This window comes from Phaeobacter porticola (genome assembly GCF_001888185.1).
In the GTDB taxonomy this organism is placed as follows: domain Bacteria; phylum Pseudomonadota; class Alphaproteobacteria; order Rhodobacterales; family Rhodobacteraceae; genus Phaeobacter; species Phaeobacter porticola.
The window spans coordinates 3,059,459-3,080,627 of record NZ_CP016364.1 but is presented as its reverse complement, the minus strand read 5'-3'; the positions used below and the strand labels follow the sequence as shown (position 1 = coordinate 3,080,627).

Here is a 21,169-nt window from a genome sequence, read left to right as displayed (position 1 = left end):
CGCTAACTTCGGGCGGCGATTTTTATTGTGGCCGTTGGTACGGGTTGAAACAGCATCCCGACCTGCATAACCATGCTACAATGACACCCTATGTGACAGCGATATTACTGGCTGGTTTTGCTGGTCTCTCGATGCCGCTTGGTGGTCTTTTGGCGCGCTGGGTGCATATTCGTAACGCCAAGCTGCGCGATGGGGTTCTTCATGCGGTGACGGCGTTTGGTGGTGGCGCTTTGCTGTCCGCTGTCGCGTTGGTGCTTGTCCCTGAAGGGGCAAAGGCCCTGTCGCCAGCACTGGCGTTGGGACTGTTGGTGGCAGGTGGGGTATTTTTCGCCTGGGTTGATACAATCATGGACCGGGTTGGCGGTAGCGGTGCGTTGCTGCTCGCGATGGTGCTGGATTTTCTGCCCGAGGCGCTGGCGCTGGGAGCCATGCTTGTTCATGACCGTGCAACTGCTACTTTACTAGCGATTATGATTTTCCTGCAAAACTTGCCCGAGGGCTTCGCTGCGTTCAGGGAGTTGTGGCACGATGATCGACCAATTTGGCATCTACTACTGGTGTTTCTGGGGTTGGCTGCGCTGGGCCCGATATGTGCATTGATCGGGCTTGCCTGGATGGCGAACCTGCCTGAACTACTTGGGGGTATTATGATATTTGCCGCTGGGGGCATCCTGTATTTGCTGTTTCAGGATATCGCGCCCAAGGCCCATACTTCTGGCTGCAACTGGTCGGCACTTGGGGCTGTTGCTGGTTTTGCGCTGGGATTGGCTGGAAATCTGATGTTGGGGTAAGTGCGGTTTCCGTAGCGCTTGCCTGCGCTCGAACGGGTTGCGCAGGGCGCATGGCGTCGTTGCTCAGATGCGTGGTGTGCAAGGTGACGCGAGGGGCTACATTTGAGAAAGAGGGAGAGATACTCATCCTGAGCAGGAGCGATCAAATGACCCACCAACCAGCAAGACAGACCAGTTCGGTCGTCGCATGTGTTTCAACAATCTTATCCGCTAACTGTGCTGCAGAGGCGCTTGCCCATCTGGATCAAGCCTGGGCTTACTATACTCCGGAACCACGCTTAAGCCAGCTCTCTCCGGATGCGGTTACATCGACCGAGGGTGCTGTAGATTATTATGCTGCGGCCTAACCTTAGGTAACGCAGTAAGATATTTGCTGTGATTGCGATTGCGATGGCCGAAGGGTAGACAGATGGCATGCCAGTGTTGATCCTGCTTCTTTTGATGGGCGTCTTTGGTTATTTTCTCTGGCGTCACAAAACCTCAAACCTTAGCCGTCACTGCCGGTGGCGGCAGGAACGGGCAGCAGACCAGTGGCGCTGTGCCGCCTGCGGCGCTGTTCAGCTGGGAGCGGCAGTACCGTCGACCTGCCTTCGGTTCGGCGCGCCAGATGGGGACACCAGATAGTGGCAAACCTTGCCCTCAATGATGAAAATCTGCGTTGATTCAGTAAGGGTTAAAATTACGTATAAGTTGACGGATTAAGCGTAAATAACACTTGATCGACTCAGGGCTTTGGTGGATATGGCGCATAGACGCCAACGCACGCGCCTCTGTCCCAAGGGTTCTCCCCCATGGTTACGTAGCGACGGTAACGTCTCTGATTGAAGTGAGCGGTCATAGATGGCCGGGTCTTTTGGAGATGACCATGAACGCAAACGTAACCGGGCAACTTGCCCGTCGTAATTCTATTGTCCCCGTTTCGCGCCACCTGTTGTACATTGCACAGAATGCGTTTGACCGTCCGACACTGGTGATCGACAGCCAAGCCGTTGCCCGGCAATACGTCGCCCTGGCTCAAGGCCTGGGACGTGCCCGCATCCACTACGCCGTGAAAGCCAATCCGGAGCCGCAGATTCTGCGCCGGTTGACCCGTATGGGGGCGAATTTTGACGCTGCTAGTCGCGCAGAGATCGAGATGTGTCTGGCGGCAGGTGCAAAACCTAGCCAGATTTCTTTTGGCAACACGATCAAACGGCCTGCCGATATCGCCTTTGCCCATGAGATCGGGATCACCCATTTCGCGGTTGATGCCTTGGCCGAGCTGGACAAAATGGCCGTACATGCACCAGGGGCCCGTGTCTGCATCCGCTTGCTGGTCGAGGCGACCGGGGCCGACTGGCCTCTCAGCCGAAAATTTGGGTGCTCCGCCACGATGGCGCTTAGTCTAATGGACCGTGCCCGTGAACTGGGCTTGGTGGTATCTGGGCTGTCATTCCACGTCGGCTCGCAAACCCGTGAGCCACAGATGTGGGCAGACACATTGGATCAGGTGGCCAAAGTCTGGCAGATGGCCAAGGCCGGGAGTCATGCGTTGACGCTGTTGAACATTGGTGGGGGCTTCCCGGCCAGTTATGGCAGCGAAGTGATGGAACCCAACCGCTATGCGCAAGAGGTCATGGCATTGGTCAACGCTCGCTTCCCCGACGCAGTCGAGATCATGGCCGAGCCGGGCCGCGGTCTGGTGGCCGAGGCCGGCGCAATTGCAGCAGAAGTGTTACTTGTGTCACGCAAGGATGCGAATGATCTGCATCGCTGGGTTTATCTGGACATCGGCAAATTCTCGGGTTTGGCGGAGACTATGGACGAAGCGATCCGCTACCGGATCACCACAGATCATAGCGATGAGCAGGCCGGTCCTTGCATCCTGGCAGGCCCGTCTTGTGACAGTGCTGATGTGCTTTATGAAAAGCAGCTGTATCAAATGCCGCTGGAGCTGAAGTCAGGCGACCGTGTGGTGATCCATTCCTGTGGTGCCTATACAACGACCTATGCTTCTGTCGGCTTTAACGGGTTCCCACCGCTTGATGTGGTGGTGATCTGATCTCGTGGGTTTGATCGGCGAACAGGGTAGGGTGTGGAACAACAGCTTGTTCCCACCGGTAACTCGGGTTTTGATGGCGCAAACAATAGGAAGGTTTGCGCCATGTCCGAGATCCCATCATCCCAGGTGAACACGCCAACTCCAGCAGATGCCGACCGCCGGCGCGCGGTTGCGCCGGTTATCTGTTATCCTAATGAAACATTGCCTCAACCGAACCTGGCCACCTATCAGGCAGCGCGCGAAACGGCGCAAAAAATGGATGAGGTTCTGGTGAAGCCTCGAGAAGCTTCCTGTTTTACCGTGCCTGCGGGTCAGTTTTTTCGGATCACGTCGGTTGAGGGGCCTCAGGTGGGTGATCTCAACCTGTGGAACATGAACGATCTTAGCGAGCGGTTCTTTTCGGGCAAGACACGGGCGCTGCATGGCACCCATGTCACAACAGGGGAACAGCTATGGAGCAGCCTGCCGCACCTGCGTCCGATGGCGACCATAATTTCTGATACGCTGGGCTGGTATGGCATAGATCAATATGGTGGATCGGTTCACGATGTTATTGGCACCCGCTGTGACCCCTACACCGGAAATCTGCTATCAGGTGAACACTATCATCATTGTTGCCATTCCAATCTGACCCGCGCTTTAGCGGATCACTTGGGGATGTCTCTCTCAGAGGCTGAACCGCATATACATGATGTTTTGAACGTCTTTATGTGCACTGGATTTACCCGCAACACGGGTCAGTACTTCATGAAGGCAAGCCCGGTACGGCCGGGAGATTATCTGGAGTTCTTTGCAGAAATCGATCTGCTTGGTGCGCTTAGTGCCTGTCCGGGTGGAGATTGTGGAGCTGAGCACACCAGTGATACCGCCCGCTGCCACCCTCTGCTGGTTGAGGTGTTCGCGCCTGAAACCGAGGCGCTCTCTGGTTGGCAGTCGCCGAAGCAGAATGGCTATAATCGCAGCCATGGACGCGGCTGAAAGATAATCGGGTTGAAAGGAGAAAAGGCAGCCCGGTCTGCACTGCCTTTTCTCATTGCTTGTGCTTCGATTCCAACTGCTTAAGCAATAGCCGCTTCAAGAGCGATTTCAACCATGTCACCAAAGCTGCGCTCGCGCTGATCCGAGGGCAGCGCCTCGCCGGTGCCGAGGTGATCGGACACGGTCAGCACCGCCAGTGCACGACAATCATAGCGTGCCGCCAGAGTATAAAGCTCTGCTGCCTCCATCTCGACACCCAAAATCCCGTGCCGAACCATCTGTTCGTTTAGGTCTGGGCGTTCATCGTAAAAGACATCAGAGGAATAGATGCCGCCGACATGCGGGTTGAGCGATCGGGTTTCAGCGGCCTTTACTGCTGCCTGAAGGAGAGACCAATCGGCGCAGGGCGCGTAATTCACTTCCTTAAAAATCCCGCGCGATGGTGAGCTGAGCGTTGTCGCCGTCATTGCAAGGATGACATCGCGGATTTTCACCTTATCCTGCATCCCACCACAAGAGCCGATGCGGATCAGTGTTTTTGCACCATAATCGCGGATCAATTCATTGACGTAGATCGACAGCGAGGGCATTCCCATACCGCTGCCTTGAACGGTGACAGGGTGGCCGTTCCAGGTGCCGGTGTATCCCAGCATGCCGCGTACCTCATTTACGAGGCGTACATCCTGCAAAAATGTCTCAGCTGCCCATTTTGCGCGATAGGGATCCCCTGGCAACAAAACTGTTTCGGCAATGTCGCCTTTGGTGGCTCCGATATGAACAGTCATTCTAAATCCTCAACTATTGGAATTCAGATTTCCAAGTCGGAAATATCAACACCCGACGTTAGCGCTGCGTGCACCCAATGGGGTTTGCGACCCCGGCCCGTCCAGGTTTCTTCTGGGTTCTGAGGGTTGCGGTATTTCGGAGCGGCTTTAGTTTTCTTTGTGGTGGTCCGACCACTGCCAGCAATCTCGTCCAGAGAAAAACCAAATCTTGCGGCAGCTTCTTCCGCCGCTTTAAGCGCTTCGATACGCTCACGCTGCTCTGCGTCCTTTAGTGCTTTTTCGACGCCCGTCTGCAATTCCAAAAGCTCTTTTCGCGACATCGATGTGAGGTCAACGGTCATTTTCTTCTCCATAAATGAATGCACTTCGTGATTTGTCGATGTGCATTCATTTATGACGCTATTTCTCTGACTATTTCATCAGTAAATTTGCGATACTTATTGGTATTTGCGGAAATCCGCTAATGCGCCGCCGTTTCCGGTTGTTTCGCAAGTTCAACAATATCCCCCATGATTGCGTTAAGCTCAAAATCCTTGGGTGTATAAACACGCGCTACACCCATTTTTTTAAGCAAAGCCGCATCATCGTCGGGAATGATTCCCCCGACGATAACAGGTACATGGGATAGACCAGCGTTGTGCATACGCCCCATCAATTCCTCAATCAGGGGGAGGTGACTGCCGGACAGTATCGACATACCCACCACATGCGCATCATCCGCGATTGCTGTGGCAACAAGTTCTTCGGGCGTCATGCGGATGCCGTCATAGGTGATGTCCATGCCGCAGTCGCGGGCGCGGAAGGCAATCTGTTCTGCACCATTGGAATGACCATCAAGGCCGGGTTTGCCGACCAGAAACTTCAAACGGCGCCCCAGTTGATCACTAACAGCATTCACCTTTTCGCGCAGCTCATCCAGTCCTTGTGTCTGATTGGAGACAGCGCCAGATACCCCGGTTGGCCCACGATAGGTGCCGTATACTTTGCGCATTTCCTCGGCCCATTCCCCCGTCGTCACCCCTACCTTTGCGGCCGCGATGGAGGGTGGCATGATGTTGTCTCCTTGCTGCGCCGCATTGCGCAGATTTGTCAGCGCCTGCTCCACAGCCTTTACGTTGCGTTCTTGGCGCCAGTTATTTAGGCGACCTATTTGTTCGTGCTCTACGGCCGGATCCACCACCATGATGCCGCCGTCTTCCGTCTGGAGAGGAGAGGGCTCCCCTTCGGTCCATTTGTTGACGCCGACGACGACGGTTTCGTTGCGCTCAATCCGGTTCAGACGTTCCGCGTTGGAGTCCACCAGCCGTCCCTTCATATAGTCGATCGCAGCAACCGCACCGCCCATGCTGTCAAGGGTTGCCAACTCGGCTCGCGCGCCATCTTTCAGCGCCTCGACTTTGGCATCTACCACGGGGTTACCGTCAAAAAGATCACCGTATTCCAGAAGATCTGTCTCATACGCCAGAATTTGCTGCATGCGCATGGACCACTGCTGATCCCAAGGGCGCGGCAGACCGAGTGCCTCGTTCCAGGCGGGCAATTGCACGGCACGGGCACGGGCTTTCTTGGACAATGTGACCGCGAGCATTTCGATCAGGATGCGGTAGACATTGTTCTCAGGCTGCTGTTCTGTAAGCCCCAGAGAATTCACCTGCACTCCATAGCGGAAACGGCGATATTTGGCTTCGCTGACGCCGTAGCGAGTTTCGCAGATCTCGTCCCAGAGATCGACAAAGGCGCGCATCTTACACATCTCCGTGACAAACCGGATGCCTGCGTTTACAAAAAAGGAAATGCGCCCGACCAGCGCCGGAAAATCTTCTGCAGGGACGCGTGGCCTCAGGGCATCCAATACGGCTTGTGCCGTGGCCAGGGCGAAGGCCAGCTCTTGCTCGGGCGTCGCACCGGCTTCTTGCAGATGATAGGAACAGACATTCATCGGGTTCCATTTGGGAACATTGGAATAGCAGTACTCTGCCACATCCGCGATCATCTTGAGACTGGGACCGGGGGGGCAAATATAGGTGCCGCGGCTCAGGTATTCCTTGATCAGGTCGTTCTGTACGGTGCCTTGCAGTTGCGAAATGTCGGCCCCCTGTTCCTCTGCCACTGCAATATAGAGAGACAGCAGCCAGGGTGCCGTGGCGTTGATCGTCATCGAGGTGTTCATCTGCTCCAATGGGATCTGGTCAAACAGGCTCCGCATGTCACCCAAATGGCAAATGGGTACACCGACCTTGCCAACCTCGCCGCGCGCCAGAATATGGTCGCTGTCATAACCTGTCTGTGTGGGCAGGTCGAAGGCCACGCTGAGGCCGGTTTGGCCTTTGGCCAGGTTGCTGCGATAGAGTGCGTTAGAAGCACTGGCAGTCGAATGGCCGGCATAGGTGCGGATCAGCCAGGGGCGGTCTTTTTGCGTCTGCGGCATTATCGGCCTCTTTTCGGTGTTTCGGTAATTATATTTCGCTTTGATGATCTAAATAGCAATTATTAGCCGGTGTCAATTCGCTGCGTTGCGGCATTTCAGCAAATCTGAACCTGATCCCGCTGTGTACGAATGACACCTGTTGCTTTGATATGCTTAGGTGCCGATCGGACAACGGCGCGGTGCGGCTGGCGGACGACCTGAGCGGGCAAGGGGCTTGTAAAGCTGTCTGGCTTGGGCAAGGGTCCAAGGTGATGACGCAGACCGTCGAACTCCCAATGTGGCTTTTTGTGCTGATCGTGCTGTTTGCTGCGGTCACCTTTGCCTCGCATTTTTTGTTCCCGTCCGTACGATGGTTCTTTCGACGTCGCCTGGAACGGGCCGTTGCGCGATTGAACCAGCGGCTTGAACGGCCGATCCAACCTTTCAAGCTGGCGCGAAGATACGACATGATCCAGCGGCTGATCTATGACCCCCAAGTAGCGCAGGCGATGGCGGATCATGCCCGGGCGCAGGGCATTCCTGAAAACGTCGCCTTCGAAGAAGCCCGGCGCTATGCCCGTGAGATTGTTCCGTCGTTTTCGGCAGTTGCCTATTTCAGTATCGCAATCCGTTTGGCACGGTTTTTGTCCAATGCCATCTATCGGGTCCGCTTGGGATACATCGACGAGACGGCCCTGAAGGCGATCGACCCTGAGGCCACTGTGGTCTTTGTCATGAACCACCGTTCCAATATGGACTACGTGTTGATCACCTATCTGGCCGCGGATCGCTCAGCTTTGTCATATGCTGTTGGGGAGTGGGCGCGGGTCTGGCCATTGTCGCGATTGATCCGCGCGATGGGGGCCTACTTCATCCGTCGTAAATCCAGAAATGATCTCTATCGCCGTGTGCTGGCAACCTATGTACGTCTTGCTACTCAAAACGGTGTCACCCAGGCGATATTTCCTGAAGGCGGCCTAAGTCTAGATGGTTCCTTGGCGGAGCCGAAGCTGGGATTGCTGAAGTATATTGTGGACGGGCAGGTTGCGCAGGAAGACAGCGGTCGTGATGTGGTTTTTGTGCCGGTTGCGTTGAACTATGATCGGGTGCTGGAGGATAAAATTCTGACCTCTGCGGCGCAATCCGGTGAACGCCGGTTCCGCGCCCCGATCCATGTTGTGGCAATTCGTATCGCGCGCCAACTTTGGCTCTGGATGACCGGGCGTTATCAGCGGTTCGGCTATGCTGCCGTTAGCTTTGGTCGCCCCCTCAGTTTTCGGGGTTTTTTCCTGCGCGAGGAAGGAGAAAACACGCCAACGGTGCTGGCAGAGGAATTGATGCGGCGGATCGGTGAATGTGTTCCCGTCTTGCCTGTTGCCCTGGTCGCGGCGGCTTTGGTGCGTGCGTCAGATGGCGCACGGCCGCTTAGCCGATCCGCAATAGAACATGCGATGGATGACCTTCTGGCACAGATGCCATTTGCTCATGTCCACACGCCACGAGACAGCCGTGGATACGCGGCAGATGTAGGCCTGCGCCAACTGGTAGTGAGGGGAATAGTGCATCAGCAGGGTGGCCAATACCGCATCGTGGCAAACCAGCACGAGCTCCTGATGTATTACGCGAATTCGATCCGTCATCTGATCCCTTCGCCATCAGGTGACCTACCTTCACAGCCGAATAATGCTGCAACGGCGAATAGTTTTTCTGCATCTGCTGGGTCATAAAATTACCTAAAATGAGTAAATGTTGTTGCATTCTTGCTTGTCGAATTCTATTCCCTAGATAGCAGCCGTGATTCTGCATTGCGGCAAACAGCGGAATAAATGGAGGCCAGCATGGCTTTGGATACGCAAAACGGCGCCCTCTCCTACGAGGCCCCTGAAAAAGAGCTCTATGAGATTGGTGAGCTGCCCCCGATGGGGTATGTGCCGCAGAAAATGTACGCTTGGACCATCCGCAAGGAGCGCCACGGCAACCCGGATACAGCGATGGTTCAGGAGGTTGTTGATGTGCCCAAGCTGGACAGCCACGATGTGCTGGTTCTTGTGATGGCTGCGGGTGTGAACTACAACGGCGTTTGGGCCGCGCTTGGCACGCCGATCAGCCCCTTTGACGGCCATGGAGCCCCGTTCCATATTGCCGGTTCTGATGCCTCGGGCATCGTGTGGGCGGTAGGGGACAAGGTAAAGCGCTGGAAAGTTGGCGACGAAGTGGTGATTCACTGCAACCAGGATGATGGCGATGATGAGGAGTGCAACGGCGGCGATCCGATGTATTCTCCAAGCCAGCGGATTTGGGGCTATGAGACCCCTGACGGATCCTTTGCGCAGTTCACAAATGTTCAGTCACAGCAGCTGATGCCGCGTCCCAAACATCTGACATGGGAAGAAAGCGCCTGTTACACACTTACATTGGCCACCGCGTATCGAATGCTGTTCGGCCACGAGCCGCATGATTTGAAGCCGGGTCAGAACGTTCTGGTCTGGGGCGCGTCGGGTGGTCTTGGCTCTTATGCGATCCAGTTGATCAACACGGCAGGTGCCAACGCGATCGGGGTGATCTCGGACGAGAGCAAACGTGATTTCGTAATGGGGCTCGGGGCCAAGGGCGTTATCAACCGCAAAGATTTTAACTGCTGGGGGCAGATGCCGACAGTGAACACCCCAGAGTACGCAGCCTGGTTCAAGGAAGCCCGTAAATTCGGTAAAGCGATCTGGGATATCACCGGTAAGGGTGTGAATGTGGATATGGTGTTTGAACATCCCGGCGAGAGCACCTTTCCGGTTTCGACATTCGTTTGCAAAAAGGGCGGCATGGTCGTGATCTGTGCGGGCACCACAGGCTACAATCTAACCTTTGATGTGCGGTATATGTGGATGCACCAAAAGCGTCTTCAGGGATCACATTTTGCGCATCTGAAGCAGGCGGCGGCTGCCAACAAGCTGATGGTGGAGCGTCGCTTGGACCCTTGCATGTCTGAGGTGTTTTCTTGGTCGGACCTACCAGAGGCACATATGAAGATGCTGCGGAATGAACATAAGCCAGGCAATATGTCTGTTCTGGTTCAAGCTCCGCGCACCGGTCTGCGCACATTGGAGGATGTCCTGGCAGGCTAAGACATTAGCCGGTAATCAGCGTTTTTCCCGCCAGTCGCATGCTGCGACTGGCGTTTTTTTGTACATTAAGTTGGCTTGCTGGTTTCCGCTTGGTGTGGACGTACAGGATGGCGGGGATTGAAGCTGTCTGGCATTGTAGGGCAGACAATGTGATACCACGTGCTAGATAAACTTGTAGCGAATAAAAACATGTTCATTATGAGGTCTTTCCGTTGACGCTGCATCGGCGATCGCGGCACATAGACGTCTGGGAACGGGATGCAAATTATGCCTCCATCCTTGATGGCGCAGAGGGGCTGCGCGGCGATAAAGTGAGAAATCAGGCGGTTCATGGCAACCAAAGTAAATCTTGATCTGATCCTCGAGGTGCTGGACGCCACAACTACGGTTGATGGCTTGCAAGAGATCATTCAGAGAGTGTGCGACACATTTGAGGTCGACCATGCGATGTATCATTGGGTTGATAGCGCAGGGGATCACTATCACTTTGGCACCTACTCGCAGGACTGGATCGAACGCTATCAGGAAAAATCCTATGTGCGTGTCGATCCGGTGATCATCGGCTGCTATCAGCGATTTCACCCAGTGGATTGGCGGCGGTTGGATTGGAGCTCCAAGCCGGCACGTGAATTTCTTCAGGATGCAATGGCCCATGACGTCGGGAACCAAGGATACTCAATTCCGATCCGTGGGCCGAATGGACAGTTTGCCTTGTTCACGGTTAGTCATAACTGTGATGATGAAACCTGGGCCGGATTTACGGACAAACACAGCCGGGATCTGATACTGATTGGCCACTACTTCAATCGCAAGGCGTTGGAGTTCGAGCCGGACCGCAGTCCTGAACATGTGCAGCCCTTGTCACCGCGAGAGATCGACGCGCTGACCCTGCTCGCAATGGGTTACAGTCGCGCGCAGGTGGCTAAGACACTGACCATCTCAGAACATACATTGCGAGTCTATATTGAGAGCGCGCGCTTCAAATTGGGAGCTATCAATACCACCCATGCTATCGCCCGCGCCCTGAGTCTTGGGCTCATCATCATCTAAGGTGTTGAAGCGATTAGCATTCATTAACCTTATAGTTGAGAATCTCTTCTGGTCGTAATCTGGTCCCACTTTTCTATCTAAAGGGGACTAATTATGCTTCGTTATGTATATGCACACGACCTGAACCAGCACCGTGAGTTGGCTCATTCAATGTTTGTAGATCGTGCAGATCAGTTCAAGACACGGCTCGGCTGGGATGTGTCGGTTGATGGTCACGGCGAAGAGCGCGACGAATATGATGCGCTGGATCCGCTCTATGTGATTTGGGAGCAACCCGATGGCAGTCATGGTGGCTCAATGCGGTTTCTGCCATCCACTGGCCCCATCATGGTAAACGATGTCTTTCCTGAGCTGACGGGGGAGGACGCGATCAGCAGCCCTCTGATCTGGGAATGCACCCGCTTCTGCCTGTCCCGTGACGCTAGTGGCAATGTTGCCGGGGCTTTAACCCTTGGTGGACTGGAGATCATGCGGAACTTCAACATCGCCCATTTCGCAGGTGTCTTTGATCGAAGGATGGTGCGGATCTACCGTTCTCTTGGGTTTAGCCCCGAAATTGTCGGAACCATGGGCGAAGGGCGGGATCGGATCTGTCTCGGCTTGTGGGACTATTCCACAGAGGCGTACCATCGTGTTGCTGAGCGGGCAGGCATTCAGACCGAACTGTCGACGCTATGGTTCGACCGTTCGTTTGGTGGGGCGGGGCGCCTAGGTCCAGTTGCGTTGACAGGGTGAGGCGAAACCGCCGGATGCGGGGCGGTCTGCTCTGGTGCAGCTAGCCCCGCGCCTATAGGGTCGCGCCATGAGCGCAGCACCTATTGAATTCTCCGACGATCAAGCGGTTGCCTTTGATCGCGTCGCCGCCCTTCTGCATGAGGCAGGGGTCGATCTGGAAGCAGATCTGTTGCATCCGCCACGCGGTGACGGTGGCGCTATGGCTGTTGTCGGGAAGGCGGGTTCGGGCAAGACATTGCTGCTTGCCGAGCTTTACAAGGCTCTGGAAGACGCAGGCGTCGAAGTGGTTTCTGGCGACTACGAAAGTCGCAAGAAAAGCGAAGACCGCCGAACGCTTGCGATCTTGGCGCCAACCAACAAGGCCGCGAGTGTGCTACGTTTGCGCGGTGTGCCTGCTACGACGATCCACCGGATCCTATACACGCCAGTATATGATCCTGAGTATGAACGAATTGCCGAGTGGCTGACCGGTACTGGGGACGAGCCAGAGATCGAAGGCTTGACAGAAGAAGCCCTTGCGCGTGCAAAGGCGTTCTATGAGCGCAACAAATCCATACCGGGCGCTCTTGCGGTTGCAGGTCTGCGTGGGTCGGATTTTATCACGGGCTGGAAACGGCGGGAGGAGCCACTGGACATCGGCTTCATTGACGAAGCTTCGATGCTGGATGATCGCCAGTTTCAGGATCTGAAAGAGATTTTTCCAACTCTTTTGCTGTTTGGCGACCCCGCTCAGCTGGCGCCTGTGAATCAATCAGGGGCGATGGTGTTTGAGACCCTGCCTGAAGATCGCAAACTGGTTCTGAACCGCATCCATCGGCAGGAGGCAGGCAATCCTATCTTGGATCTCGCGCATGCGCTTGCCGATCCGGCGGTTGGATTCGAGGCGTTTGAACACATGGTTGAGGAGATTTCCAAGACTGACGAGCGCGTCGTCTGGGGGCAGCGGGTCGAGGTCGACCTTATGGCGCGCTCACCGGTACTTGTTTGGCGCAACAACACCCGCATTCGACTGATCAATGCGTTTCGCAACGTTCACGGCGCACCGGAGGACAGCCTTTTGGCAGGTGAGCCGTTGGTCTGCGACGGGATTGAGCTGCCAATGAAACACCGTAAGAAACGTCTGGATCTGGAGGCGCGGGGTTTGATTAAAGGCGCGCAGGTGATCTACCTCGGACCCGGTCGCAAACCAGGTTTCTCGCGCCTGCATGTGATGGGTGCAGAGGATCCGCAGGTGTCTGCCGCTTCTATTGTGAAGATTGAAAAACCGGATGAAGAGGAACCCTTCATTCCCTTTGCCGCGCGGATGGGGGCTGCGTTTCTGCATGGCGCAGCTGTGACGATCCACAAAGCGCAAGGCTCACAATGGCCGACGGCGCAAGTATTCGCCCCCGATATCTATGCCGCAGCCCGTATGGGGCGGGTGGAGGCAGGCCAACCCCTGTGGAAACGCCTCGCTTATGTCGCGATTACACGCGCGCAGGAACGGCTTATATGGGTGGTGCGTAACCGTCTTGCGAAGCCCAATGGTCCGCTGCAGGTGGACGACCTGCGTGCAGCGCCTGCCAGCGCTTTGACCTTGGAAATGCAAGAGGAAAGCCCGGTATGAGCCGCACCGAACCCCAACAGCAGCGCAGTATTCTGATCACCGGAGCAAGTTCCGGCATTGGTCGCGCTGTGGCTGAACTGTTTCTGGACGAAGGGTGGCAGGTAGGCCTGCTGGCGCGCCGAGTGGAAAAGCTGGACGAGGTCGCACAAGGGCGCAGCAGCGCGCATATACTGTCCGCCGATGTGACAGACCCGGTGGCCATAAACCGCGCAGTGGATCTGTTTGCGGCGCGCGTGACGCGGCTGGATGTTCTGTTCAACAATGCTGGCATCTTTACTCCGGCGGGGACAATTGACGAAATCTCGCTGGAAGATTGGTTCGCTGCTGTGAATGTGAACCTGAATGGGATGTTTCTTGCCGCACGCGCGGCCTTCGCTCAGATGCGAAAACAGTCGCCACAAGGCGGTCGGATCATCAACAACGGATCAATTGCGGCCCATGTACCTCGCCCTCAGTCGGTGCCCTATACAGCGACCAAAGCAGCGATTACCGGCCTTACCCGCAGCCTGTCGCTTGATGGGCGCGCCTTTAACATCGCTTGCGGGCAGATTGATATCGGGAATGCGCGTACGCCGATGGTTGCAGATCTGAGCGAACGGCAGGCCGAGGCTGATCCGAGCGCGCGCCCGATGGAAACCTTTGCGGTAGAGGACGCGGCCCGGTCGGTGCTACATATGGCGAAACTGCCGCTAGAAGCGAATGTCCAATTCATGACAGTGATGGCGACCAAAATGCCTTACATTGGCCGTGGCTGAGTTCCATTGACCGCCAGTGCGTCGCAGGGTCAGCTGTTGCGCAGAAGACGGAAGGCAGCAGAGGCACCCCACCCAGCGGCAATGGCGATGGCCAGCGACATCAAACCGTAAAGGAAGGGCTGTTCCCGCGAGAGCGCATAGAGAAAGCGCTCCAGCCCTACCTTTCCTACGTCAATAGTGGTCTCATATTGCGCAACAACCGTTCCACCGCGAGTTAGGAGGATCCGCGTCCGATAGGCACCTTCAGTGACGTCAGAAGGCATTTCAATTGCCGTGCGAAAGAGCGTCTGCTGATCGACCGCGACCGTGTTTTCCCGGAGAGAGTAGAGGCCGTTGTCAGCACGAATCCGCATCACAGCTTCGGCAAACTGCTGCGCACCCCGGATATGCATACCTGCTCCGACTGAACGGATGGCCCGGCCCACAGAGACACGGTATCTCAAATCCTCTGTGTCGTTCAAAACTTGGTCAAACGGCGCACTTGTTGCGACCGCGTAGAAGCTGGGGGCCGAATCCACCAGAACGCTGTCGGTGTTGACCCAAATGCCCAACTTCTTTTCCTTACGGCGGACCATGACAGGGGAGGCCGGGCCGGAAATGGCGACAATGACTTCAAGCGGATCATCCTGCGGAATAGGCGCTTCGCGTTTGACGGCGCCAAAGATCAGGATTTCGGAACCATCGAAATCGGCGGTGATGGCAACGCGATCCTGGCTTAAGCCAAGAACGACCTCCTCGCGGGGGACCGTGGGTGGTTCGCTGTCCGTCAGACTGCCTTGAGCTTGCGCCAAATTTGCGGAGAAGGCCAAGGGCATTGCAAGAAAAAGCACAGCGCAGCCGGCGCGAAATAGTCGATACTTGATCACTGGCACTAAGAGCGAAGACATCTCAATGCCCCCCTTCGCTGCCTAAGGAGTAAAGCTCAGTCGGCATGAGAAGTAGGTCGAGGCCGAGTTTAAGACAGACCACCAGCACCATCAGAGCGAGAAGGATACGCAGCTGTTCGGCCTTTAGGTAGACGCCTATGCGGGTGCCAATCTGGGCGCCAATGACACCGCCAATAAGCAGCAGGACTGCGAGCACGATGTCTACTGTATAGTTGGTGGTTGCGTGTAGCATGGTTGTAAAGCCGGTCACCAAAATGATCTGAAACAGCGATGTCCCGACCACAACCTTGGTTGGCATGCCCAACAGATAAATCATGGCAGGAACCATGATAAAACCGCCACCAACGCCCATTATGGCCGCAAGAATACCAACGGCAACCCCAACAAGCAAAGGCGGTATAACCGAGATATACAGGCCCGAAGTTCGGAACCGCATCTTAAACGGCAGAGCGTGGATCCAACCACGCTGGCGGCGTGTTGGAGGAGAAGTCCCGTTGCTCTTGCGTGATTTTCTGAGAGCGTTGAGGCTCTCGACGAACATTAGGCCCCCAACGACACCGAGGAAAACGACGTAGCAGAGTTTGACCAGAAGATCGACTTGCCCGACACTCTTCAAGTAGTTGAAAACTATGACGCCAAGACCCGCACCCACAAGCCCGCCGGCCTGTAAGACTAAACCCATCTTAATATCTACGGTTCGGCGTCTGAAATGTGCCAGAACTCCTGAAAAAGATGAGGCAACGATCTGGTTTGCCTCGGTCGCGACAGCAACGGCAGGCGGGATGCCAATGAAGAACAGCAGTGGTGTCATGAGAAAGCCACCGCCAACACCAAACATACCCGAAAGAATGCCGACCATGCCGCCAAGCCCCAAGAGTAGGAATGCGTTAACCGATACCTCGGCAATGGGAAGATAAATCTGCATATCAGTGTTAGACCGCAGCACTTAAATAAAATCAACTGTCGATGCCGCTGCGCAGAAAACAGGACCGACGTTGATTGGGAAACTGGACCTATGAAGTTGCGCGATACAGTTGTGCCAAGAGGCTGATGGGCACGGATCGCCGCCAAACACCGCATCCAATGGTGAATTGACTGGCCAGAAGTAGAGACCGCCCGGCGCGGGCCGGGCGGTTGCTGATCTGTACTGAACCTGCTGTCAGGCCACGCCGGCGAGAAACGTGAGTTAACGTTCTTTCACATAAGGTTCGCCGCCGGCTTTTGGCGGGATGGCCTTGCCGACGAAACCTGCAAGGATAACCACGGTCAGGATGTAGGGCAGCGCATCCATCATCTGCACCGGGATCACAAATGAGCCGATCTCGATATTCTGGAAACGCAACGCCACCGCTTGCAGCAAGCCAAACAGCAGGCATGCGCCAAGCGCGTGCCAAGGCCGCCATTTCGCAAAGATTAGCGCGGCCAGCGCAATGAAGCCCCGACCGGCCGTCATATCTTTCACAAAGCCCGCCTGAAGGGCGGTTGCCAAATAAGCGCCGGCAATACCGCAGAGCAGACCGCAGATCATCACAGCGGCATAGCGCAGACCAACGACTGAAACCCCTGCGGTGTCCACGGCTGCGGGGTTTTCCCCGACCGCACGTAGACGCAGACCAAACCGGGTACCAAACAACACCCACGCGGTCGCGGGCACGGCGAGAAACGCCAGATAGACCAGCACTGAATGGCCGGACAGTAGCTCGCTGTAGATTGGCCCCAGAATCGGGACATCTGCCACGGAATCAGAAAAAGGCAGGTTTAGCGGCTCAAACCGTCCGCCTGAGAACAGTGACGGTGTGCGACCACCCTGCTGGAACCAATCCTGTGCGATCAGCACGGTCATGCCCGCGGCAAGGAAGTTGATCGCAACACCCGAGATCAGCTGATTGCCTCGAAAGGTGATCGAGGCAATCCCGTGTAGGCCGCTCAAAACCAGAGAAGAGGCAATGCCAGCCAAAAGGCCCAGCCAGACATTTCCAGTCGTGGCGGCAACAGCAGCGGAGAAGAACGCCGCCATCAGCATTTTGCCTTCAAGGCCGATATCAAAGACGCCGGCACGTTCAGAGAAAAGGCCAGCAAGACAGGCCAGCAGCAGCGGAGTCGCAAGGCGAACGGTGCTGTCCAGCACTTGGATCAGAGTCAGGAAATCCATCATGCTTTCTCCCGGCGAATGGCGAGGAAGATCCGTTCAAGCGGGCCTCGTACCATATTGTCCAAGGCGCCCGTAAACAGGATGACCAACGCTTGGATAACCACGATTAACTCACGTGGGATGCTGGTCCATAGCGCCAGCTCTGCGCCGCCCTGATAAAGAAATCCGAACAGGATGGCCGCAAGGAATACACCAAAAGGATGGCTTCGTCCCATCAGGGCGACAGCAATACCGATAAAGCCCGCACCTTCGGTAGAGTTCAGCACGAGGCGCTCTGCTTCTCCCATCACATTGTTGGTCGCCATCATACCGGCCAGACCGCCAGAAATTAGCATTGCGATCATGGTGATCTTAACAGGAGAAATACCGGCATACAGCGCGCCATGTTCGGAATTTCCATAGGCCCGGATTTCATAGCCCAGCTTGGTGCGCCATATCAGCAGCCAGACTGCGACGCAGGCAGCAATTGCCACAACAAAGCTGACATTCGCCGGCGCGGCCTTTGAAAACTCGATGCCAAGCGGCGCGAGCAGCTCATGCAGGGAGGGTAGATGTACAGTTTCCGCAAATCGGGCCGTTGCCGGGTCCATCGAGCCTTCGGGGCGCAGCAGATTCACCAGCACGTAGTTAAGTACCGCAGCTGCGATGAAGTTGAACATGATGGTGGTGATTACAATATGGCTGCCGCGTTTGGCTTGTAGATAGGCTGGAATTGCCGCCCAAGCCGCGCCAAAAACCGCAGCACCAAGGCTGGCAAAAATCAGCGCCAGAGACCAATGTGGCCAAGGAATGTAGAGACAGACCAGGGCGACACCAAGTCCACCAAGCATCGCCTGACCTTCACCGCCAATATTAAACATCCGGGCATGAAAGGCCACTGAGACTGCAAGGCCAGTGAACAGGAAATTGGTGGCATAATAGAGCGTATAGCCCCAGCCGTAGGTGGACCCCAGTGCGCCAGAGACCATCAATTTGACCGCAGCAATCGGGTCTTCGCCAATGCCCAGGATCACCAGAGCAGACAGAATAGCGGCCAACATGAGACTGATCAGCGGGATCAGTACGACATCGGCCCATTTAGGCATCTTATCCATTTACGCGGCCTCCCCCGCGACGCCGGCCATCAAAAGGCCCAGCTCTTTCTCATTGGTCTGATCAGCGGGGCGCTCGCCCATGATCATTCCGTCAAACATCACTGCAACACGGTCGGCGAGCGATAGGATCTCTTCCAACTCAACCGACACCAGAAGGATTGCTTTGCCTTGATCGCGCAGTTCCACGATTTGTTTGTGAATGAACTCAATCGCGCCGATGTCTACACCACGTGTCGGCTGGCCAATCAGCAGCAGATCCGGGTTCCGCTCAATCTCACGGGCAACAACGATCTTTTGCTGGTTGCCACCAGAGAAATTCTTAGCAGCAAGCCAAGGATCAGGCGGGCGCACATCGAACTTGGCCATTTTGGCTTCGGTATCGGCGCGTAGGGCGGCGTTATCCATTAGGATGCCACGCTGGTATTCTGAAGCATGATGGTAGCCGAAGGCCACGTTCTCCCACGCGTGGAAATCCATGATCAGACCCTCACGCTGACGGTCCTCTGGGACATGTGCTACATGGGCAGCGCGGCGGGCACGTGCGTCAGATCCGGTACCGGACAAGGGCAGAGGCCGACCGTTCAGGCGAATGGTTCCCTGCCCCTCGCGCATGCCACCCAGCACTTCCATCAGTTCGGATTGGCCATTGCCGGCCACGCCTGCGATGCCAAGGATTTCACCGGCACGCACCGTGAGATCAATGTTCTTGACCCGCGCAACACCGGCTTCGTCCACCACACTCAACTTCTCAATCTCAAGGATAGGCTTGCCGGGAGTTGCGGGAACCTTGTCGACACGCAGCAGTACTTTGCGGCCGACCATCAACTCGGCCAGATGTTCGGGGCTGGTTTCGGCGGTTTTCACTGTGGCGGTCATCTCGCCACGGCGCATCACCGAGACAGTATCGGTATACTCCATGATTTCGCGCAGTTTGTGGGTGATCAGGATGATCGTTTTCCCTTCGGCGCGCAGCCGGTCAAGTATGCGGAACAATTGATCCGCCTCTGCCGGAGTCAAAACACCGGTCGGCTCGTCCAGGATCAGAATGTCGGCCTGCCGGTACAACGCCTTCAAGATCTCGACACGTTGCTGCATGCCCACGCCGATTTCGTCGATACGTGCATCGGGGTCAACGTTCAGCTCATATTCAGCGGCTAGCTCTTTCAACGACTTGCGCGCTTTGCTCAGCGAGGGCTTCAACAGTCCACCATCTTCAGCGCCAAGGATGATGTTCTCCAAAACGGTGAAATTCTCGACCAGCTTGAAGTGCTGGAAAACCATGCCGATGCCCGCTGAGATGGCCGCCTGGCTGTCCGGGATCTCCGTCCGTTTCCCGTGAATCCAAACTTCGCCTTTGTCGGCCTTATAAAACCCGTAGAGGATGCTCATCAGAGTCGATTTGCCAGCGCCGTTTTCGCCGATTATCCCATGAATCGTGCCAGGGGAAACACGGATCGAGATGTCCTTATTGGCCTGAACGGGGCCAAAGGCTTTGGAAATGCCTTTTAGTTCAATTGCTGGTGCCGTCATTCGGGCTCCCCTTAATTTATCCCGATTTGTCCAGGTTATTTGGCACAGCTTCAGACAAGACCGTTGGCCGTTAACATGTGCATTTTGGTTAACCTAAGAAAAATCAAACCCGGAGGCGGCAAAGGCGCAGCCTCCGGGCAATGTGAAAACCCCGGTCACCATCACAACAACATTATGGTCTTGATGGGCCGGGAGGCAGTTCTAGTTCTTAGAAAGATAGGACCGGGCAGCTATCGTCAGACATATAATCATGCACAGTGATTTCGCCTGTGGCAATCTTTGCCGCAGCTTCGTCGGCTGCTGCCTGCATATCGTCGCTGATCAGCGACGCATTGTTGTCATCAACGGCAAAGCCGACGCCGCCATTGGACAGGCCCATGACGCTGAAGCCGGTTTTCAGATCTACGCCATCAGTGAAGGCTTCGAATACGGCGTTGTCAACGCGCTTGGTCATGGACGTGAGAACCTTGCCGGGATGCAGGTGGTTCTGGTTGCTGTCCACGCCAATCGACAGGATACCCTCGTCCGCAGCGGTTTGCAGGACGCCAACACCGGTGCCTCCAGCTGCAGCATAGACAACATCGGCGCCCTGGCTGATCTGTGCTTTTGTCAGCTCAGAGCCTTTAACCGGGTCGTTCCATGCTGCCGGGGTTGTGCCCGTCATGTTTGCAATGACAGTCGCGTCTGGGTTCGCAGCTTTCACACCTTCGGCGTAGCCGCATGCGAATTTACGGATCAAGGGGATGTCCATACCGCCAATGAAGCCAACGGTGCCGGACTTTGAAGCTTTGGCAGCCAGCATACCGACGAGGTAAGAGCCTTCGTGCTCGTTGAAGACTACGGACCGGACGTTCGGCGCATCAACAACCATGTCAATGATGACAAATTTGGTATCCGGGTAATCAGCAGCGACCTGGCCCAGAGCATCTGCAAAGGCAAAGCCAGCCATCACGATCGGGTTGGATCCGGCCTCTGCAAACCGGCGCAGAGCCTGTTCACGCTGGGCTTCGGATTGCAGTTCGATTTCGCGGAAGCTTTCGCCAGTTTCTTCAGCCCAACGCTGCGCGCCAGCAAATGCGGCCTCATTGAAAGACTTGTCGAACTTGCCGCCTAGGTCAAAGATCAGCGCGGGTTCTGCCAATGCGGCACCCGCTGTCAGCGCCACGGCCGCCGCGGCGCTCATCAGGGATTTCATCAGGGTCATAGGGGTACTCCCAATTTGTTGTTCTTGTTGCGGCC

Annotated in this window: 18 protein-coding genes; 9 read left to right on the top strand and 9 right to left on the bottom strand. The window is 55.8% G+C overall.

Annotated elements, in window-relative coordinates; genetic code table 11:
* The first annotated feature begins 92 nt into the window (after window positions 1-92).
* The 3 genes from PhaeoP97_RS14685 to PhaeoP97_RS14665 all read left to right on the top strand — a co-directional run bounded on the left by PhaeoP97_RS14685 (window position 93) and on the right by PhaeoP97_RS14665 (window position 3,810).
* The gene (locus PhaeoP97_RS14685; RefSeq protein WP_338048656.1) at window positions 93-791 is read left to right on the top strand and encodes a ZIP family metal transporter; all 699 of its coding nucleotides are present in this window, start codon (window positions 93-95) and stop codon (window positions 789-791) included.
* Between the two features lie 859 nt (window positions 792-1,650).
* The gene (locus PhaeoP97_RS14670; protein WP_072505699.1) at window positions 1,651-2,832 is read left to right on the top strand and encodes a type III PLP-dependent enzyme; all 1,182 of its coding nucleotides are present in this window, start codon (window positions 1,651-1,653) and stop codon (window positions 2,830-2,832) included.
* Window positions 2,833-2,934: 102 nt separating this feature from the next.
* On the top strand, window positions 2,935-3,810 hold the full coding sequence (locus PhaeoP97_RS14665) for an urea carboxylase-associated family protein (protein ID WP_072505698.1): 876 nt from the start codon (window positions 2,935-2,937) through the stop codon (window positions 3,808-3,810).
* Between the two features lie 80 nt (window positions 3,811-3,890).
* Here the strand turns inward: PhaeoP97_RS14665 and deoD are convergent, their stop codons facing one another.
* The 3 genes from deoD to PhaeoP97_RS14650 form a co-directional block, all read right to left on the bottom strand.
* The gene (gene deoD, locus PhaeoP97_RS14660; protein WP_072505697.1) at window positions 3,891-4,595 is read right to left on the bottom strand and encodes a purine-nucleoside phosphorylase; all 705 of its coding nucleotides are present in this window, start codon (window positions 4,593-4,595) and stop codon (window positions 3,891-3,893) included.
* A 23-nt stretch (window positions 4,596-4,618) separates the two neighbouring features.
* Window positions 4,619-4,936 carry an H-NS histone family protein gene (locus tag PhaeoP97_RS14655; RefSeq protein ID WP_072505696.1) on the bottom strand — a complete coding sequence of 106 codons (318 nt, stop codon included), beginning with the start codon at window positions 4,934-4,936 and terminating at the stop codon, window positions 4,619-4,621.
* 119 nt (window positions 4,937-5,055) lie between these two features.
* Window positions 5,056-7,023 carry a protein meaA gene (locus PhaeoP97_RS14650; protein ID WP_072505695.1) on the bottom strand — a complete coding sequence of 656 codons (1,968 nt, stop codon included), beginning with the start codon at window positions 7,021-7,023 and terminating at the stop codon, window positions 5,056-5,058.
* A 251-nt stretch (window positions 7,024-7,274) separates the two neighbouring features.
* On the opposite strand from PhaeoP97_RS14650, the gene PhaeoP97_RS14645 reads away from it, so the two are divergent.
* The 6 genes from PhaeoP97_RS14645 to PhaeoP97_RS14620 all read left to right on the top strand — a co-directional run bounded on the left by PhaeoP97_RS14645 (window position 7,275) and on the right by PhaeoP97_RS14620 (window position 14,267).
* On the top strand, window positions 7,275-8,729 hold the full coding sequence (locus PhaeoP97_RS14645; protein WP_072506507.1) for a 1-acyl-sn-glycerol-3-phosphate acyltransferase: 1,455 nt from the start codon (window positions 7,275-7,277) through the stop codon (window positions 8,727-8,729).
* A gap of 111 nt (window positions 8,730-8,840) precedes the next feature.
* Entirely contained in the window at window positions 8,841-10,121 is a 1,281-nt protein-coding gene (ccrA, locus tag PhaeoP97_RS14640) for a crotonyl-CoA carboxylase/reductase (RefSeq protein WP_072506506.1), read from the top strand.
* A gap of 330 nt (window positions 10,122-10,451) precedes the next feature.
* A complete protein-coding gene (locus tag PhaeoP97_RS14635; protein ID WP_072505694.1) occupies window positions 10,452-11,171 on the top strand; it encodes a helix-turn-helix transcriptional regulator in 720 nt (239 codons plus the stop codon).
* A 93-nt stretch (window positions 11,172-11,264) separates the two neighbouring features.
* Window positions 11,265-11,906, top strand: coding sequence for an acyl-homoserine-lactone synthase (locus tag PhaeoP97_RS14630; RefSeq protein WP_072505693.1), 642 nt, complete (start codon window positions 11,265-11,267; stop codon window positions 11,904-11,906).
* 67 nt (window positions 11,907-11,973) lie between these two features.
* On the top strand, window positions 11,974-13,512 hold the full coding sequence (locus PhaeoP97_RS14625; RefSeq protein WP_072505692.1) for an AAA family ATPase: 1,539 nt from the start codon (window positions 11,974-11,976) through the stop codon (window positions 13,510-13,512).
* A complete protein-coding gene (locus PhaeoP97_RS14620) occupies window positions 13,509-14,267 on the top strand; it encodes an SDR family oxidoreductase (RefSeq protein ID WP_072505691.1) in 759 nt (252 codons plus the stop codon). The genes PhaeoP97_RS14625 and PhaeoP97_RS14620 overlap by 4 nt, the downstream gene beginning before the upstream one ends.
* 29 nt (window positions 14,268-14,296) lie before the next feature.
* Here the strand turns inward: PhaeoP97_RS14620 and PhaeoP97_RS14615 are convergent, their stop codons facing one another.
* The 6 genes from PhaeoP97_RS14615 to PhaeoP97_RS14590 form a co-directional block, all read right to left on the bottom strand.
* Window positions 14,297-15,154, bottom strand: a complete 858-nt coding sequence (locus tag PhaeoP97_RS14615) for a TIGR02186 family protein (protein WP_420848990.1) — start codon at window positions 15,152-15,154, stop codon at window positions 14,297-14,299.
* Window position 15,155: 1 nt separating this feature from the next.
* Window positions 15,156-16,079: a sulfite exporter TauE/SafE family protein gene (locus PhaeoP97_RS14610; RefSeq protein WP_072505690.1), complete on the bottom strand. Its 924-nt coding sequence runs from the start codon at window positions 16,077-16,079 to the stop codon at window positions 15,156-15,158.
* A 261-nt stretch (window positions 16,080-16,340) separates the two neighbouring features.
* Entirely contained in the window at window positions 16,341-17,306 is a 966-nt protein-coding gene (locus tag PhaeoP97_RS14605) for an ABC transporter permease (protein ID WP_072505689.1), read from the bottom strand.
* The gene (locus tag PhaeoP97_RS14600; protein ID WP_072505688.1) at window positions 17,306-18,400 is read right to left on the bottom strand and encodes an ABC transporter permease; all 1,095 of its coding nucleotides are present in this window, start codon (window positions 18,398-18,400) and stop codon (window positions 17,306-17,308) included. The genes PhaeoP97_RS14605 and PhaeoP97_RS14600 overlap by 1 nt, the downstream gene beginning before the upstream one ends.
* Window positions 18,401-19,930, bottom strand: a complete 1,530-nt coding sequence (locus PhaeoP97_RS14595; RefSeq protein ID WP_072505687.1) for an ABC transporter ATP-binding protein — start codon at window positions 19,928-19,930, stop codon at window positions 18,401-18,403. It abuts the gene before it with no gap.
* A gap of 208 nt (window positions 19,931-20,138) precedes the next feature.
* The gene (locus tag PhaeoP97_RS14590; protein ID WP_072505686.1) at window positions 20,139-21,134 is read right to left on the bottom strand and encodes a BMP family lipoprotein; all 996 of its coding nucleotides are present in this window, start codon (window positions 21,132-21,134) and stop codon (window positions 20,139-20,141) included.
* Window positions 21,135-21,169 lie beyond the last annotated feature (35 nt).